This is a genomic window from Rhodoplanes sp. Z2-YC6860 (assembly GCF_001579845.1).
Taxonomy (GTDB): Bacteria; Pseudomonadota; Alphaproteobacteria; order Rhizobiales; family Xanthobacteraceae; genus Z2-YC6860.
Genome location: NZ_CP007440.1, coordinates 4,312,015 through 4,328,165, shown reverse-complemented (window position 1 = coordinate 4,328,165; position 16,151 = coordinate 4,312,015). Strand labels below are relative to the sequence as shown.

The following is a 16,151-nucleotide window of genomic DNA, read 5'->3' as shown; positions in this document are numbered from 1 at the left end:
TTTATGCATACCGATATGCGCCGTCGCGGGAGCGGCAAGCCACACATAAATTCGGCATTTTCCGCAATTTCGTCCGAGCCGTTGCGGTACAATGCCGCGCCAGGGGGATCGCCATGGGGATGTTTTCGCTTGCCGCCACAGGCTCGGTGCTGAGCCTGGCGCTCGCTGTGTTGCCGCCCGCCGCCCGGGCCACCGAGCTCAAGGTCATCGCTGGAGGTTCGATGACCGCCGTGCTGAATGAGCTTGGCCCGCAGTTCGAACGCACGTCAGGCCACAAAGTCACGGTCCAGTTCGGCTCAACGCCGCAGTTGATCAAGCAGGTCGCTTCCGACACGCCGTTCGACGTCGGCGTCGTCCCGGTCGAGGTGTTCAAGGACGCGGCCGCCCGCGAGCGCTTCGCGCCGGGCCCGACCGTCGATATCGCCCGCGTCGGCTATGGCGTGGCGGTGCGCGCCGGCGCACCGAAGCCCGATGTCAGCTCGCCCGAGGCGCTGAAGCAGACGCTGCGAAACACGCCGTCGATTGCGATGCTGCCGGAAAGCGCGGCGGGCGCGTATGTGCTGAGCGTGTTCGCAAAGCTCGGCATTGCGGATGCCATGAAAGCCAAGATCAAGCTCCAGTCGACACCGGCACAGATCCCACAAGCTGTCGCCAAGGGCGATGCCGAGTTGGGCGTATTCCTCACCAACGTGCTGGCCGCGCCCGGAGTCGAGCTTGCGGGTCCCTTCCCTGGCGACCTTCAACAGGAGCTGGTGTTCAGCGCGGCGGTCGCGACGAAAAGCGCGGAAGCGGACGCCGCCAAAGCGTTCATCAGCTTCCTCAGGACGCCGGCATCGCTCACCGCGATCAAAGCCAAGGGCATGACCCCGGGATGACGCTCGCGCTTCGCACCATGAAACGGCGGGAGTTCATTGCGCTGATCGGCGGCATGGCGAGCGCGTGGCCGCTCGCCGCCCGTGGCCAGCAGTCGAAGGTGAACCGCATCGCATGGGTCCACCCGTCGGCTCCCCTGGACAATTTGCGAAGCAGCACCGACGTCCGCGCCTATCGGGCATTCCAGGATGAGCTTCGCCAGCTGGGCCACATCGAGGGCACCAACCTTACGATCGAACGCTATTCCGGAGCAGGACGCCTGGACCTTTACGACACCCTGGCACGGACCGTGGTGCGAAGCCGGCCGTCCCTGGTCTTCACCAGCGGCGTCGAGATGGCCCGCGGTTTGAAGGCCGCGACCACCCGCATCCCGATCGTCGCGATCCTGAACGATCCGGTTGCCGCGGGCCTGATCGACAGTCTCGCGCACCCGGGCGGCAACATCACCGGCGCCGCGGTGGATGCCGGCATTGAGATCTGGACCAAGCGCCTCGGGCTTCTGAGGGAGGCGGTGCCACACGCCACCCGTGTCGGGCTCTTGAGCTCCCCCGGCTACTGGGAGATTACCGGCCGTGCGGGTGAAGCGCTGCGAGCGGCGGCTCCGTTGCTCGGCCTGTCCGTCGTGAGTTGCTCCGTGGATGAGGCAGCCGAGCCAGACTATCGGCGCGCCTTCGCCACGGCGCAGCAAAACGGGGTGTCTGCGCTGCTGGTGCACGACCAGGCCGAGAATTTTACCAATCGGAAGCTCATCATCGAGCTCACACGCCAAACCAATCTGCCGACGATCTATCCCTATCGCGAATACGTCGAGCTCGGCGGACTGATGGCTTATGCGGTCGATCTGCCCGACGCGTTTCGCCACGGCGCGCAGTATGTCGACCAGATCCTGAAGGGCGCGAACCCTGCCGATCTGCCATTTTATCAGCAGAGCCGCTTTCAGTTCCTGATCAATCTCAAGACTGCGAAGAATCTCAATTTGAACCTGACGACGACGCTGGTCGCCAGCGCCGACGGGGTGATCGAATGAGACGTCGGACTTTTCTCGCATTGTTGGGTTCGGCGGCATGGCCGTGTGCGGCGAGCGCGCAGCAATCCGATCGGGCACGCCGGATCGGCATCCTGATGGGCGGCAGCGAACACGACTCGCAGGCCCAGGCAGGCCTCGCGGCACTCCGCGACGGCCTCAAGAAGCTCGGCTGGACTGAAGGCCAGAACGTGACGTTCGACATCCGCTGGAGCCAGGCCGATCTCGAGCGGATGAAAGCCGACGCCAGAACGCTCGTTGCGTCACAGCCCGATCTGGTTGTGACGCACACCACGCAGCCGACGGCGGCACTTCAGCGCGAGACCAAGACGATCCCGATCGTATTTCTCATCGTGTCCGATCCTGTGGGCAGCGGTTTCGTTTCCAGCCTGCCCCGTCCGGGCGGCAACATCACCGGCTTCATCAATCTCGAAGCCTCGCTGGGCGGCAAGTGGATCGAACTCTTGAAAGAGATCGTGCCGGACGCCAAGCGCGCGGCGCTCATGTTCAATCCCGATACTGCGACCTACTCGAAGTATTACCTCGATCCCTTTGTGGCTGCCGCACGTGTTCAAGGCATCGAGGCAACCGCCGCTCCCGTTCACAATGCCGGCGAAATCGAAAATGCGGTCACCGCTCTGGCGGGTCAGCCAAACACTGGCCTCGTTGTGATGCCGGATGCTTTCACCGCCGTTCAGAAAAATCGCGATCTGGCGATATCTCTTGCGGCTCGCCTGCGCCTGCCTGTGATCTATCCCTATCGCTATTTTGTTGCCGATGGCGGCCTGATCTCCTACGGCATCGACCAGGTCGACCTCTACCGGCGCGCACCTGCTTACATCGACCGCATCCTTAAGGGTGCAAAGCCCAGCGAACTTCCCGTGCAATTGCCGACACGGTTCGAACTGGTCGTCAACATGAAGACGGCCAAGGCGCTCGGCATCAACATCCCGGCGACGCTGCTCGCGCGTGCCGACGAGGCGATCGAATGAAGCGCCCGCAGACGCTGCTGGTATCGGCCGACCGCGTGATCGAATAACGTTCAACCCGCGACGGCCCAAAGAAAGATCAACGTCGCGGCCAGGCTGAGGGCGCTGCGCCCGGCATGCAGCCGGCCCCAGGACACGACGAACGGCCGCACAGTGGCATCGGCCTGCTCGGCCGGGATGGCATGCAGCTTGTCGTTGACGGGCTTGATCACAAGCAGCGTGTAGGGCCAGTTGGCCAGGATCAGGATCGCACCCAAAGCCCAGCGCCAGTCGCGCGTCTGCCACGCCGCGATCAACCCCAGGATCGCCGACGCCATTGCCAGCCCGGCCTGCATCGGCGCCGCATGATTGTAACTCTGCTGCCATTCAAGCAGCATCGCGCGGTCGTCGAGCGAAAGCCGCGCCGGCTGTTCGGCCACATTGATGATCGCTGCGGCGCCGAAGAACACGGCCGCGCAGATCAATGCCAGCAGCCCGACCATCTCAATTCCCCAACATGTCGCGGCTGACGATCAGCCGCATCACCTCGTTGGTGCCTTCCAGGATCTGATGCACCCGCACGTCGCGCAGCACGCGCTCGATCGGATGGTCGCGCAGATAGCCGTAGCCGCCGTGCAGTTGCAGGCAGCCGTTGACCGCCTCAAAACCCGCGTCCGTCGCGAAGCGTTTGGCCATCGCGGCGAGCCGCGTGCCGCCTGGCTCGCGGTTGGTGACAGCGAGCGCCGCGCGCCGCACCATCAGCCGCGCGGCTTCAAGCTCGGTCGCGTAATCGGCGATGCGAAAGCGCAGCGCCTGAAAGTCCGACAGCCGCGAGCCGAACTGCTTGCGCTCGCGCATATACTCGATCGTTCGGTCGAGACAAAACTGTGCGCCGCCGATCGAACAGGCCGCGATGTTGAGCCTGCCGCCGTCGAGTCCTGCCATCGCGATCTTGAAGCCGTCGCCCTCGTTGCCGATCAGGTTCTCGGCCGGCACCCGGCAATTCTCGAAGATGACCATGGCAGTCGGTTGCGACTTCCAGCCGAGCTTCTTTTCCTGCGCGCCGAACGAAAGTCCCGGCGTGCCCTTCTCGACGGCGATGCACGAGATGCCCTTCGGCCCTGCCCCGCCGGTGCGCACCATGCACACGTAAACGTCGGACACGCCGCCGCCGGAGATGAACGCCTTGCTGCCGTTCAGCACATAGTGGTCGCCGGAGCGTTCGGCCTTGGTTTTGAGGCTTGCGGCGTCCGAGCCCGAGTCCGGCTCGGTCAGGCAGTAGCTCGCGAAATGCTCCATGGTGCAGAGCTTCGGCAGGAACTTCTGGCGCTGCGTCTCACCGCCGAAGGCGTCGATCATCCAGGCCGCCATGTTGTGGATCGAGATGTAAGCCGCGGTCGAGGTGCAGCCCTGCGCCAGCTCCTCGAAGATGATGGCGGCGTCGAGCCGCGTCAGCGCCGAGCCGCCGACGTCGTCCTTCACATAGATCCCGCCGAAGCCCCGCGCCGCAGCCTGCCGCAACTCGGCGACTGGAAAAATCTCGCCCTCGTCCCAGGCGCGCGCGTTCGGCATCATGCTGTCGCGGGCAAACTGCCGCGCCGTGGCCTGGAACGCGCGTTGGTCCTCGGTGAGATCGAAATCCACGGGGCCTCCCTCCTTTCGCTTTATCTCGCCGGTATTCCTGGACACGGAACGCCCAAGACTAGCATTTCCGCACCACAGGCAAGCCGACTGGAAGCCTCGGGCCGGACGCGATAAAATCCGGCAAAACGCCAATCCCCAACGAGGACGTACCGCATGGCCATCAAATACGGCCGCCCGATCGAATCCCGTGTCCGCGTCGTTCCGGCGGAGGCGAAAGCTCGCGCTGAGACAGCCCCGCTCGAACTGACCACCCGGATGCGAAGGAACCGCCGCACCGACTGGGCGCGACGCATGGTGCGCGAGAACGTGCTCACCACGAACGACCTGATCTGGCCGATGTTCGTCGCCGAAGGCAATCGGGCGCCGGTCGCCTCGATGCCGGGCGTCGAGCGGCTGCCGGTCGACGAGATCGTGCGTGCGGCGGAGCGCGCCGCCAAGCTGACCATCCCCTGCATCGCGCTGTTCCCCTACACCGATCCGGGGCTGCGCGACGAGGATGGCAGCGAGGCGCTGAACGCCGAGAACCTGGTGTGCCGCGCGGTGCGCGCCGCGAAGCAGGCCGTGCCCGAGGTCGGCATTCTGTGCGATGTGGCGCTCGATCCCTACACCAGCCACGGCCACGACGGCCTGATGCACGAAGGCACCATTCTCAACGACGAAACCGTCGCGGTGCTGGTGAAACAGGCCCTGGTCCAGGCCGAGGCCGGCTGCGACATCATCGCGCCGTCGGACATGATGGACGGCCGGGTCGGCGCGATCCGCGCGGGGCTCGATGCTGCGGGCTACACCGACGTGCAGATCATGGCCTACACGGCGAAATACGCTTCGGCCTTCTACGGGCCGTTCCGCGATGCCGTCGGCTCGTCGGCGACGCTGACCGGCGACAAGCGCACCTATCAGATGGACTTCGGCAACTCCGACGAGGCGCTGCGTGAGGCCGAACTCGACATCGCCGAAGGCGCCGACATGATCATGGTCAAGCCGGGCCTGCCCTATCTCGACATCCTGCAGCGCGTGAAGGACAGCTTTGGCATGCCGACCTTCGCCTATCAGGTGTCGGGCGAATACGCGATGGTGATGGCGGCGGCGCAGAACGGCTGGATCGACGGCGAAAAAGCCATGGTCGAGACGCTGACCGCCTTCAAGCGCGCCGGCGCGGACGGCGTGCTCACTTACTTTGCTCCCCGCGTCGCCGAAAAACTCCTGAAAGCCTGAATCTGTATGTTGTGGTGCCGCTTCGAAAAGGACGGGCTCATCTCCTATGGCGTTGTCGAAGGCGACTTCGTTCTTGCCATCCATGGCGAGCCTTGGTCGCAACATCGGCGAGTGGAGCCGAAGCTGCCGCTTGCGAGCGTCAAGCTTCTGGTGCCAGTGATGCCGCCGACGTTCTACGCGATCGGCTCGAACTACAAGAATCACGTCATCGAACGCTCCAAGGTCAAGGGCTTCAAGGAGCCGAAGTTCTATGATCGGCCCCGCGTCGGCTATCGCGCCAACAGCGCGCTGGTTGCGAGCGGCGAGGACATCGTGAAGCCGAAGGACTCCGGCCCGCGCTTCGAATACGAGGGCGAGCTCGTGGCCGTGATCGGCAAGCGTTGCCGCAACGTGTCGCCGCAGGAGGCGAGCGCCTGCATCTTCGGCTGGACCATCGGCAACGACGTCACCGAACGCGACTGGCAGAAGAACGATCCGACCAACCTGCGCGGCAAGAACGCCGATACCTTCAAGCCGATGGGGCCATTCATCGCGACCGGTATCGAGCCGCGCGACATGACCACGACCGTGCGGCTGAACGGCGAGACCGTGCACCGGTTTCCGACCGGCAACATGCTGTTCAGCGCCGGTGATGTCATCAGCGATATATCCAGGACCAATACGCTGTCGCCGGGGGACGTGGTCTGGCTCGGCACCGATGAACTACCCAAGGCCCTCAAGGTGGGCGACACCATCGAGGTCGAGATCAGCGGCATCGGCGTGCTGCGCAACCGCGTGGTCGCCGAGCCTTAGTTCCGGGAGGAACGGATGAGACCTTGGAGGCTTGCCGCGCTGCCGCTGGCGATCGCTGCGTTTTTGGCAACCGCCCTGCCGGCGTTCACGCAGGACAAATATCCGTCGCGGCCCATCCGCATCGTGCTGCCGTTCGCCGCGGGCTCGGTGTCCGACGTTTCGCTTCGCATCATGACCGACAAGCTCGCGCCGCGGCTTGGCACCAGCATCATCGTCGACAACCAGCCGCGGGCCGGCGGCACCACCGCAGCCGCGTCCGTTCTCTCCGCGCCGCGTGACGGCTATTCGCTGATGGTCTTTTCGACGTCGACCGCCGTCAGTGTCTCTCTGCTGAAAAGCCTGCCCTATGATCCGGTCGCCGACTTCGTGCCAGTCAGCGGGCTCAGCACCTTCGCCAACATCATCGCGGTCAATGCGGCCTCGCCCTATCCCACGCTGCCCCGGCTGCTGCAGGCAGCCTTCGACACGCCGGGTATGCTCAACATCGGCACCACCACGGTGGGCTCGACGAACTACCTCGCCGCCGCGTTGCTCAAGTCGATGTCCGGGCTGAACTTCACCATTGTGCCGTTCCGCACGCCCGGCGACCTCGTGACTGCCGTACTGCGCAACGATGTCGACGCCATCGTGCAGTCCTACGGCGCGCTGAAATCGGCGATCGAGGCGAAGCAGATCAAGGCGCTCGGCTCGACCACCCCGGTTAGGGCCGCCTACGCTCCCGATGTGCCGACCGTCGATGAATCCGGCGTCAAAGGTTTCGACGTCGTGACCTGGAACGGCATCTTCGCTCCGGCTGGTGTTCCCCCCGAGGCAGTGGCGACACTGAACCGGGAAATCCACGCCACTCTCGCCGATCCGGACCTCAAGAAACGCTATGCCGAGCTTGGGCTTGAGCCGCAGCCGGCCGATCCCACAGCGCTCGGGAACTTGCTGAAGAGCGAAGTCGGCAAATGGGCTCGGGTGATCGACGACGCCAGGATCGAGAAGCAGTGATCGAGGGCGATCACGGCCCAACGTCTAAAAAAGGGCTGCCGCAGATCTAAAAATCTGATATAAAACAGCTTTCCCGCCGGGTGTTGTGTTGGGGAGGCGGATATGGATTTGGAAGGCAATCTCATTCTCGACCGCCGTCCGGCGCGACGCTGGGTTTCGGCCATCGCTGTGATAATCCCGGTGGTGGCCTGCGTTGCCGGTGTCACCTGGTTCGTCCGGGCCTACATCTCGCCGCCGACCGTCGCCATTCCGGGTCCGATGATGCTGGCGGCCGCGCCTGCGCCCCCGCCAGCCCTGCCGGCACGAGCCGAGCCGTCATCGCCGAAGCCTGAACCCGCATGGCCCGCTGTCATGATGCCGGCCACGGCAGCGGTCGTGCCTGCGGCTTCGTCCTATTCGCCTCCCACGGCTGCGACGGTCGGCGCAGCCCCGCAGGCGGCGAACCCGTTCCCGCCCCCGCAACCCGTGCGCACGGCAGCGGCACCCGTGGCGTTCGCCAATCCGGTGCCTGAAATTCCGCCGCCTGCGGCCGCACCCGCCATCGAGGCGCCGGCGATGCCGATCATCGGCCGCATCCCCATGCCGCGTCCCAGGCCGCCGGAGTCGGTGCTCGCCGCCATGCACGCCGCGGTGCCAACGCCGCATCCGCGCCCCGCCGAGGAGGAAACGGCCGTGGCCGCGACTGCGAATCCGTTTTTGCGCGCCGAGCCTGCCTACGGTCGCCATTCAGCCGAGTGATCGGCTACTCCATCGTATTGCCGGGGTCGACGCGCAGCGGCGAAAACCCTTCCGCCTCGAAGGCTGCGAAAATCTCGTCCGCATGCGCCGCGTCGCGGGTCTCGACCGTAATATCGAGACGCGCGCCCTTGGCCGGCACGTCGAGAAACATCCGCCGGTGATCGACTTCCAAGATATTGGCGCCGAGCCGTCCCAGCATGGTGGCAATCTGGCCAAGCAAACCCGGGCGGTCCGCGATGGTCAGGCGGAACGATACGATCCGGCTGTCGCGCTCCAATTCGCGGATCATGATCGAGGCGAGGATCCGCGGATCTATGTTGCCGCCGCACAGCACCAGTCCGACGCGTTTGCCCTTGAAACGCCGCGGCTCGGCGAGCATCGCAGCGAGCCCCGCGGCGCCCGCACCCTCCGCCATGGCCTTCTGCAACGTCAGATACGCATTCACGGCGCGCTCGATGTGCTCCTCGTCGACCAGGAGGATGTCGCTCACGAGGCTGCGGATGATCGGCAAGGTCAATGAGCCCACGTTCTTCACGGCGATGCCCTCGGCGAGGGTGGCGCCGCCGATCACGCGTTGCGCGCCGTTGATCGCATTCCACATCGACGGATAGAGCATCGATTCAACGCCGACGATCTCAATGGCCGGCTTGATCGCCTTGGCGGCCGTCGCGATGCCGGAGATGAGCCCGCCGCCGCCGATCGGAATCACCAGCGTGTCGAGTGTGGGCACCTCCTCCAGCATCTCCAATGCAATCGTACCCTGGCCGGCGATGACGAACGGATCGTCATAGGGATGCACCCAGGTCAGCCCCTGCGCCTTCGCCTCAGCCTCGGCGCGCGCCTGTGCTTCGCTCACCGTCTCGCCGTCGAGCAGCACGCAGGCGCCGTAAGCCCTGGTGGAAGCGACTTTCACGAACGGCGTCGTCACCGGCATCACGATGGTCGCGGCGATCCCAAGAAGCGCCGCGTGGTAGGCCACGGCCTGGGCGTGATTGCCAGCCGACATGGCGATGACGCCGCGCTTGCGCTCGGCTTCCGTCAACGCGGCAAGTTTCACCCGCGCGCCACGCTCCTTGAACGAGTTGGTGACCTGGAGGTTTTCGTATTTGACGAAGACCTCGGTGCCGGCCAGCGCCGACAGCCGCGGCGCCGGCAGCATGGGCGTACGCAGCACATGGCCCGCGATCACGCGCCGCGCGTCCTCGATTTCGGCCAGCCCGACCGCAAGCTGAATGGTGCTCAAACTCGACCTCCACAGGCCGGCAATTTATGACAAAGCGCCGCGGGAGCCGAGGCTTCCCATGCGGCTTTGGATGCCCTTGTAAAGCCGGTTTTTCTGCCCATTTTTGTGTCCGATTGCGATAGGCTACCGAATCATGGCCGCGAGCGAGCCCAAACGAATTGGTGTGTCGTTTGAAGTCAAACCTCACGCCTATGACCCGGTCACCAATCCCGAGCTGTTCGAGGGCGTGGTGGCGCGACGCATCGTGGCCTTCCTGATCGACTTTCTGATCCTGTCGCTTCCGGTCGTCTTCGTGTCGATGTTCATTTTCGTCATCGGCATCGTCACCTTCGGCCTGGGCTTTTTCCTGTACGGCCTGCTCTGGCCCGGCATGGTGGTCTGGGCGATCGTCTACTACGGCATGACGCTCGGCAGCGCGTCCTCGGCCACCATCGGCATGCGCATCATGGATATCGAAATGCGCACCTGGTACGGCGCACCGGCTTATTTCGTGCTGGGCGCGGTGCATGCGGTGGTGTTCTGGATCACCATCTCGGCGATCACGCCGCTGGTCCTGGTGGTCTGCCTGTTCAATGAGCGGCGGCGCTGCCTGCACGATTTCCTGGTTGGAACCATTGTGATCAACAACGTAGAGCGGGCGGCGGCGCTGCGGACGCTCCACCGGCCGGCTTGATGCACAACCGCGGACGCCCTTTGACGCGGGCCGCTTTCGGGGCGAAGATTACGGCATCGAGGCAAACCCTCCGCAAGCCAAGGCTTCGCAAACGAGGCGCCGGACGTCCGTGACTCAGCATTCCCGCGATACGCCGCAATTCTATCTGACCGCGCCCTCACCATGCCCGTATCTGCCGGGCCGCGAGGAGCGCAAGGTGTTCACCCATCTGGTCGGCGAGCGTGCGCCGGGGCTGAACGATCTTCTGACTCACGGCGGCTTCCGGCGAAGCCAGTCGATCGCCTATCGGCCGGCCTGCGAAACCTGCCGCGCCTGCGTCTCGGTGCGTGTGATCGCCGACCAGTTCAAGCCGTCGCGCAACATGCGCCGCGTGCTCGATGCCAACGCTGGCCTCGTTGGCGACATGCGGGCGCTGGTGCCGACCTCCGAGCAGTACTCGGTGTTTCGAAGCTATCTCGACTCCCGCCATCGCGACGGCGGCATGGCCGACATGACGGTGCTCGACTATGCCATGATGGTCGAGGACAGCCACGTGAAGACGCGCCTCGTCGAATACCGCCGCCGTGGTCCGGACTCTTCAATCAATGGACGGGGTTCGGGTAACCTGCTGGCGGTGGCGCTCACCGACGTGCTCGGCGATGGGCTCTCGATGGTCTATTCGTTCTTCGACCCCGAAGAAGCGTGGCGGTCGCTCGGCACCTTCATGATCCTCGACCATATCGAACGCGCCAAGCGCATGGGCCTGCCCTACGTCTATCTCGGCTACTGGGTCCGTGACTCCCGCAAGATGGACTACAAATCGCGCTTCCTGCCCCAGGAGCGGCTGATGCCCGACGGCTGGGTCAAGGTCACCAGCGAGAACGAAGCGCTGGTGCCGAAGAAGCGGTAACGCGTTCTGCGGCCACCGCCTCGTACGGCCCGATCGGCACAGTCATCCGACCGTTACAAAGCTTCCCTACCACTGTGGCAGGGCGCAATCCTGCACAATCGCAGGCGTGACGCAGCAGCGTTCAGCCTTCGCGCTCGGTTTGATGACGAAGCGCGATGGTACAAGCGTCCTCATTTCTGCGTGTTGTTGTTTTCGCTGCGCTGTCGCAGTTCATCTTTTCAGTTCTTTGTCCCGGTGCAGCCTTGGCCGGCGCCAAGGATGAAACTGCCGCGGAATGGCTGCCGATCCCGAAGTGGTTCAACGACTGGCGCAGCGACCTCGACAAAAAGGGTTTGTCGTTCGGCGCCACCTTCATCATGGACAATATCGGCAATGTTTCGGGCGGCATGAAGCGCGGCTTCATCAATTTCGGCCGGCTCGACCTCGGCGTCGATGCCGATCTCGAAAAGCTTGCTGGGTTGGACGGCCTGAAATTCCACGCCAACATGTTCGAGATCTGGGGCCGCGGGCTGACGCACGACTACATCGGCAACTTGGCGACCGTCAGCGAGATCGAGGCGTTGCCCGACACCCGGCTTTACGAGGCCTATCTCGAGAAGACGTTGTGGGACGGCAAGCTTGCGATCAAGGCGGGCCAGCAGGCCGCCGACGTTGAATTCTTCGACAGCCAGACCGACGACCTGTTCATCAACGGCACCTTCGGCTGGCCCGCGATCAAGGCGACCAATCTGCCGGCCGGTGGCCCCGCGCCGCCGATCGCCGTGCCGGGCATTCGCGTCAAAGCGCAACCGGCCGAAGGCGTCACCGCCTTTGTTGCGGTCTTCAACGGCAATCCGGCGGCCCCAGGCCCGGGCGATCCGCAACTGCGTGACAATCACGGCTTGGCGTTTCGTCTGCAGGACCCGCCATGGCTGATCGGCCAGGTGCGCTGGGACTATTCGCTGGAGATCGCCGGCATGACGCTGCCGGGCAACTTCACGCCCGGCGCCTGGCAGCATTTCGGCTCGTTCGACGATCAGCGCTTCACCATGCAAGGCCTCTCGCTCGCCGATCCCGCCGGCACAGGCATTCCCGCGCGCCACCGCGGCAACCAGGGCTACTTCGCCGTGATCGAGCAGACGCTGTATCGTCCCGCGTCGGTGACCGAAAAGGGCGTCAACGCATCGGTGCAGGGCATCACCGCCTTCGCGCGGATCGCCTATAGCCCGCCCGACCGCAACCTGATCGATCTCTACATCGACGGCGGCATCGGCTTCAGCGGCATGATCCCGGGCCGCCCGCTCGATCGGTTCGGCATCGCGATGGCCTACATGCACATCTCGCCGACGGCGCGCGCGCTCGATATCGACAGTCAGGACTTCACCAGCCTGCCGACTCCGGTGCGCAGCAACGAAACGCTGCTCGAGATGATCTACGAGGCGCACATCAAGCCCGGCTGGCTGATTGCGCCCTACTTTCAGTATGTGTGGCGGCCGTCCGGCGGTGTGTCCAATCCACTCGACCCGACAGGTCTGTCGAGAATTGGCGACGCCGCGATCTTCGGCGTCACGACGACGCTGAAATATTAGCTGCGGCGGCTATCGACAGAGCGCTCCTTCACCATTCGGCATGGTAGCGCACCGAATAGAACGAGACCGGGCCGCGATCGGCGTTGTAGGCCGGGTTGGCGACGAACTGATAGTCCAAGGTAAACGTGCTCCATTTGTTGATGGAGAACGCGTAGTAGGCCTCCAGCACCTTTTCGGGCCGGTAGTTGAGCTTGCCGTCGCCGATGACAATGCCGAGCCCGCCCGCGGCGAAATAGCTGCGCGCTTCGCTTGAAAGCTCTTCGACGATTCCGGCGACACCGATTTTGTCGTTCGGCCTGCCCCAGGCCGTGCCCTTGAGCTGGGCACCGAGCGAAGCGCTGCGATGCACATCGGTCCAGCCGATCAGCTCGGTCTGCCCCGGGCTCCACGTGACGCGTGAGAACACGCCGAGCTCCTTCGTGATGGCCTGCTCCAGATTGACGACAACGCCGTAGTTGGTGCGTGTCTTTCGCGTCGCCTCGATATCCGGATAGTTGGGACTCGTGACCGGCAGGGCCACAGCGTCGGCATAGCCGCCCATGGTGCCGTGATTGACCCAGCCGAACAGCCGGAGCTTGCCGGGTTGCTTGAAGAGCTCGTAGCGCAGTTCGAGCTCGGCTGCGACTTCGCCGTGCCGCGGAATGTTCATATCGAAATTGTCGACGTTCGAGACCGACGGCAAGAGGAAATAACCGACACGGAACGCCCAGTCTTTCCGGTTGATCTCGGTCATGGCGCCCCATGTCCAGCTCAGCCGGTCCATGGTCCAGTCGTAGGAGCCGCCGCCATACATGTTCCAATTGATGAAGCCCGTGCGCGGCTCACCCGAATAGGAGTTGAGATTGAAGAAATCCAGCACCGAGAATTTTCCGACCGTCACGCTGACACGGTCGATGTCCTGCTTGGTCGCGAGCTGATTGGGACCATCGGGGATGACCTCCTGCTCGCCGCCGAGCCCCCACGTCTGGCGCAGGTACATCCGCGCCATGTTGAAGCGCGGCGTCGGGAAGTTCGACTTCTGCGCCTCGCCGTTGGGAAATGCCGCGACGCCGTGCACACCATCGAGACCGAAGCCCTGCATCAGCTCCGGATTGAGATAGATCTCGCCGCCCTCCCAGGGGCGGAAGCCGAGAAACGCCGTCATGGTCGACGTGTTGCGCGCCTGCGGGTTCGGCGACAAGCTGTTCGGACCCACATAGGGCGAACGAAACGTGCCGTGCCCCTGCCCGATCACGGTCACCTGCCCGTGCACATTCCAGTCGCCGAAGCCCGATCCGTTGTCGTCGCTGACCTGCGGACCGAACACCTCCGGCCCGCCGAGCTTCCGGTCGAGGCCCACGCGCAGCATGTGCATGTCGAAGGTCGACTCGTAATTGCGCCCCGACGGCATCGTCAGCGAGATCGGCCCGAACTGGTGATAGAGATAGTCGACCCGCGCACTCCAATATTGATTGAGCGCGATCGCGGCGCCGCCACCCGCGGCCCAGCCGGAGCGCAACATCAACCGCTTGTCGTCCTCAGGCCCAAGGCTACCGGGGCTCTCGACGATGCGCGCCTGCGAATAGGCGAAGCCGCCGGTGCCGTAGACCAGGAAGCGGTCGAATGCATAGCCGATGCGGCCGCGGACGGTGCCGACATAGTCCAGCGTCTCGGTGATGGTCGTGGACGAGCTTTCGCGCGTGGCGATCACCTGGTTGGGGATCAGGTGATTGGTGAAAGTCATGTCGGCTTCGAGGCCGAGCAGCAGACCGGAATTCAGAATGAGGTTGTAGCCGGCTTGGACACCACCGAAGGCAGGGCCGAAGCTTTCGCTCGATCCGACTGGCCGGCTTTCGGTCAGCGTGTTGTCGACCTGGCCGCGGGTGATGCCGACATGGCCGCCCACGTAGGCGCCGCTCCAGTCGAATGGCAGCACGCGGGCGGCAGGAGCCTTTGTGACCGGCGGTAGATCGGCCGCCAGGGCCAACTCCGGCGCGGATACCAGCACCGCCACGCCGCAGAACAGCCAACTCGACCACGACCGTCTGGTCGCACGTTCCCGTTTGCGCGAAAGCTTCGCGCATTGCACGCCACTCAACAACACCATTGCCCCCTACTGACTTAGCCTGACGTCGATTTCTTCCATTTCAGAAGACCAGGTCCCACAGCAGCTTTATGTTCAGAACGATGATCAGCAGCGCGGTCAGCGCCGCCAGCGCCGTCACCCATCGCGGCGCGATCAATTCGCCGAGTTTTCTTCGGTCGGCGGTGAACATCACCAGCGGTACGATGGCAAAAGGCAGCTGCAGGCTCAGCACGACCTGACTGAGAATCAGAAGCTGCGCCGTGCCCTTCTCGCCGTACCAGATGGTCACCACCGCGGCCGGCACGATGGCGATCGACCGCGTCACGAGGCGCCGTGCCCAGGACGGCAGCTTGATGTCGAGGAAGCCTTCCATGACGATCTGACCGGCCAGCGTCGCCGTGACGGTGGAGTTCAGACCGCAACACAACAGCGCGATGCCGAACAGCGTCGGGGCGATCGAGGAGCCGAGCAGCGGCGCGAGAAACGCGTGCACCTGATCGAGTTCGGCGACGTCGGTCTTGCCGGCCTTGTTGAAGGTCGCCGCCGCGAGGATCAGGATCGAGGCGTTGATCAGAAGCGCGAACATCAGCGCGATGGTGGAGTCGGCGGTCGCAAGCCCGATCGCCTCGCGACGGTCCTCGACGCTGTCGCCATAGCGGCGCGTCTGCACCACCCCGGAATGCAGGTAGAGATTGTGCGGCATCACGGTGGCGCCGAGGATGCCGAGCGCGAGATAGAGCATGTCCGGATTGGTGACCACCTGCGTGGTCGGCGCGAAGCCTTTGATCACAGCGGCCCAGTCCGGATCGGCCATGGCGATCTGCACACCGAAGCAGACTGCGATCACGCCGAGCAAGGTCACGATGAAGGCTTCGATCCAGCGGAAGCCAAGATTTTGCAGCCACAGGATGATGAAGACATCGAGCGCGGTGATTAGCACGCCGATCTCGAGCGGAACGCCAAACAGAAGATTGAGCCCGATCGCGGTGCCGATCACCTCGGCGAGGTCCGTGGCGCAGATCGCGATCTCAGCAAGCAGCCACAGCGGCCGCGACACCACAGCCGGAAACGCGTCGCGGCAGGCCTGCGCCAGATCGCGCCCTGCGCCGATGCCCAGCCGAGCGCACAGCGCCTGCAGCAGGATCGCCATCAAGTTGGACAACAGCGCAACCGTCAGCAGCGCGTAGCCGAACTTGGAGCCCCCGGCGAGCGAAGTCGCCCAGTTGCCTGGGTCCATGTAGCCGACGGCGACGAGGTAGCCGGGGCCCAGGAACGACACGAGCTTGCGCCAGAACGAGCCGGACGGCTTGGTCGCAACAGAGCCGAACACCTCCGCCAGCGACGGGCGCTCACGTTCCCTGCGCCAGCCGCCAGTCGAAGCCCGTTCGGGCGCGGCCGGCTCGGATTTTGTCGACATCAACATTTCAATTCGCAGGACTCGGTTTCCAGTGAAACCAAAGCTAAGC

General features: G+C 64.4%; 15 protein-coding genes. 10 read left to right on the top strand and 5 right to left on the bottom strand.

The features are described from left to right. The first annotated feature begins 113 nt into the window (after nucleotides 1–113). From modA to RHPLAN_RS20050, 3 genes are read left to right on the top strand one after another with little or no spacing between them, the layout of a single operon-like run. Nucleotides 114–875: a molybdate ABC transporter substrate-binding protein gene (gene modA / locus RHPLAN_RS20060; RefSeq protein ID WP_068021200.1), complete on the top strand. Its 762-nt coding sequence runs from the start codon at nucleotides 114–116 to the stop codon at nucleotides 873–875. Then, the gene (locus RHPLAN_RS20055) at nucleotides 872–1,900 is read left to right on the top strand and encodes an ABC transporter substrate-binding protein (RefSeq protein WP_068021198.1); all 1,029 of its coding nucleotides are present in this window, start codon (nucleotides 872–874) and stop codon (nucleotides 1,898–1,900) included. The genes modA and RHPLAN_RS20055 overlap by 4 nt, the downstream gene beginning before the upstream one ends. Continuing rightward, the gene (locus tag RHPLAN_RS20050; RefSeq protein WP_084245243.1) at nucleotides 1,897–2,889 is read left to right on the top strand and encodes an ABC transporter substrate-binding protein; all 993 of its coding nucleotides are present in this window, start codon (nucleotides 1,897–1,899) and stop codon (nucleotides 2,887–2,889) included. Before RHPLAN_RS20055 ends, RHPLAN_RS20050 begins: the two co-directional genes overlap by 4 nt. Before the next feature lie 50 nt (nucleotides 2,890–2,939). Here the strand turns inward: RHPLAN_RS20050 and RHPLAN_RS20045 are convergent, their stop codons facing one another. After that, the gene (locus tag RHPLAN_RS20045; protein WP_068021194.1) at nucleotides 2,940–3,368 is read right to left on the bottom strand and encodes an anthrone oxygenase family protein; all 429 of its coding nucleotides are present in this window, start codon (nucleotides 3,366–3,368) and stop codon (nucleotides 2,940–2,942) included. A gap of 1 nt (nucleotide 3,369) precedes the next feature. Further along, nucleotides 3,370–4,509, bottom strand: coding sequence for an acyl-CoA dehydrogenase family protein (locus tag RHPLAN_RS20040; RefSeq protein ID WP_068021192.1), 1,140 nt, complete (start codon nucleotides 4,507–4,509; stop codon nucleotides 3,370–3,372). 153 nt (nucleotides 4,510–4,662) lie between these two features. On the opposite strand from RHPLAN_RS20040, the gene hemB reads away from it, so the two are divergent. The 4 genes from hemB (at nucleotide 4,663) to RHPLAN_RS20020 (ending at nucleotide 8,247) form a co-directional block, all read left to right on the top strand. Next, nucleotides 4,663–5,724 (top strand): porphobilinogen synthase, encoded by a 1,062-nt coding sequence (hemB, locus tag RHPLAN_RS20035; protein ID WP_068021189.1) that lies wholly within the window; start codon nucleotides 4,663–4,665, stop codon nucleotides 5,722–5,724. A gap of 6 nt (nucleotides 5,725–5,730) precedes the next feature. After that, nucleotides 5,731–6,516 (top strand): fumarylacetoacetate hydrolase family protein, encoded by a 786-nt coding sequence (locus RHPLAN_RS20030; RefSeq protein WP_068021187.1) that lies wholly within the window; start codon nucleotides 5,731–5,733, stop codon nucleotides 6,514–6,516. Nucleotides 6,517–6,531: 15 nt separating this feature from the next. Beyond that, nucleotides 6,532–7,509, top strand: a complete 978-nt coding sequence (locus RHPLAN_RS20025; RefSeq protein WP_068021186.1) for a Bug family tripartite tricarboxylate transporter substrate binding protein — start codon at nucleotides 6,532–6,534, stop codon at nucleotides 7,507–7,509. Between the two features lie 102 nt (nucleotides 7,510–7,611). Beyond that, nucleotides 7,612–8,247, top strand: coding sequence for a hypothetical protein (locus RHPLAN_RS20020; protein WP_068021184.1), 636 nt, complete (start codon nucleotides 7,612–7,614; stop codon nucleotides 8,245–8,247). A 4-nt stretch (nucleotides 8,248–8,251) separates the two neighbouring features. Here RHPLAN_RS20020 and RHPLAN_RS20015 read toward each other — a convergent pair whose 3' ends face one another. Beyond that, a complete protein-coding gene (locus RHPLAN_RS20015) occupies nucleotides 8,252–9,481 on the bottom strand; it encodes a threonine ammonia-lyase (protein ID WP_068031562.1) in 1,230 nt (409 codons plus the stop codon). Between the two features lie 142 nt (nucleotides 9,482–9,623). Here RHPLAN_RS20015 and RHPLAN_RS20010 point away from each other — a divergent pair, with 142 nt between their 5' ends. The 3 genes from RHPLAN_RS20010 to RHPLAN_RS20000 all read left to right on the top strand — a co-directional run bounded on the left by RHPLAN_RS20010 (nucleotide 9,624) and on the right by RHPLAN_RS20000 (nucleotide 12,620). Next, complete coding sequence (locus RHPLAN_RS20010; protein WP_068021182.1) at nucleotides 9,624–10,163, top strand: RDD family protein; 540 nt, start codon at nucleotides 9,624–9,626, stop codon at nucleotides 10,161–10,163. Nucleotides 10,164–10,272: 109 nt separating this feature from the next. After that, nucleotides 10,273–11,052 carry an arginyltransferase gene (locus tag RHPLAN_RS20005; protein WP_068021181.1) on the top strand — a complete coding sequence of 260 codons (780 nt, stop codon included), beginning with the start codon at nucleotides 10,273–10,275 and terminating at the stop codon, nucleotides 11,050–11,052. 155 nt (nucleotides 11,053–11,207) lie between these two features. Next, a complete protein-coding gene (locus tag RHPLAN_RS20000; protein WP_084245241.1) occupies nucleotides 11,208–12,620 on the top strand; it encodes a carbohydrate porin in 1,413 nt (470 codons plus the stop codon). 28 nt (nucleotides 12,621–12,648) lie between these two features. Here RHPLAN_RS20000 and RHPLAN_RS19995 read toward each other — a convergent pair whose 3' ends face one another. Together RHPLAN_RS19995 and RHPLAN_RS19990 are read right to left on the bottom strand one after the other, a co-directional pair. Next, the gene (locus RHPLAN_RS19995) at nucleotides 12,649–14,706 is read right to left on the bottom strand and encodes a carbohydrate porin (RefSeq protein WP_068021179.1); all 2,058 of its coding nucleotides are present in this window, start codon (nucleotides 14,704–14,706) and stop codon (nucleotides 12,649–12,651) included. 40 nt (nucleotides 14,707–14,746) lie between these two features. Beyond that, nucleotides 14,747–16,108: an Nramp family divalent metal transporter gene (locus RHPLAN_RS19990; RefSeq protein WP_068021177.1), complete on the bottom strand. Its 1,362-nt coding sequence runs from the start codon at nucleotides 16,106–16,108 to the stop codon at nucleotides 14,747–14,749. Nucleotides 16,109–16,151 lie beyond the last annotated feature (43 nt).

Excerpts from the sequence above, each read along its gene's own strand:
- RHPLAN_RS20020 (WP_068021184.1), top strand. The coding sequence starts at position 7,612 with ATGGATTTGGAAGGCAATCTCATTCTCGACCGCCGTCCGGCGCGACGC.
- RHPLAN_RS19995 (WP_068021179.1), bottom strand. The coding sequence starts at position 14,706 with ATGGTGTTGTTGAGTGGCGTGCAATGCGCGAAGCTTTCGCGCAAACGG.
- RHPLAN_RS19990 (WP_068021177.1), bottom strand. The coding sequence starts at position 16,108 with ATGTTGATGTCGACAAAATCCGAGCCGGCCGCGCCCGAACGGGCTTCG.
- RHPLAN_RS20000 (WP_084245241.1), top strand. The coding sequence starts at position 11,208 with ATGGTACAAGCGTCCTCATTTCTGCGTGTTGTTGTTTTCGCTGCGCTG.
- RHPLAN_RS20050 (WP_084245243.1), top strand. The coding sequence starts at position 1,897 with ATGAGACGTCGGACTTTTCTCGCATTGTTGGGTTCGGCGGCATGGCCG.
- hemB (WP_068021189.1), top strand. The coding sequence starts at position 4,663 with ATGGCCATCAAATACGGCCGCCCGATCGAATCCCGTGTCCGCGTCGTT.
- modA (WP_068021200.1), top strand. The coding sequence starts at position 114 with ATGGGGATGTTTTCGCTTGCCGCCACAGGCTCGGTGCTGAGCCTGGCG.
- RHPLAN_RS20055 (WP_068021198.1), top strand. The coding sequence starts at position 872 with ATGACGCTCGCGCTTCGCACCATGAAACGGCGGGAGTTCATTGCGCTG.
- RHPLAN_RS20045 (WP_068021194.1), bottom strand. The coding sequence starts at position 3,368 with ATGGTCGGGCTGCTGGCATTGATCTGCGCGGCCGTGTTCTTCGGCGCC.
- RHPLAN_RS20025 (WP_068021186.1), top strand. The coding sequence starts at position 6,532 with ATGAGACCTTGGAGGCTTGCCGCGCTGCCGCTGGCGATCGCTGCGTTT.
- RHPLAN_RS20010 (WP_068021182.1), top strand. The coding sequence starts at position 9,624 with ATGGCCGCGAGCGAGCCCAAACGAATTGGTGTGTCGTTTGAAGTCAAA.
- RHPLAN_RS20030 (WP_068021187.1), top strand. The coding sequence starts at position 5,731 with ATGTTGTGGTGCCGCTTCGAAAAGGACGGGCTCATCTCCTATGGCGTT.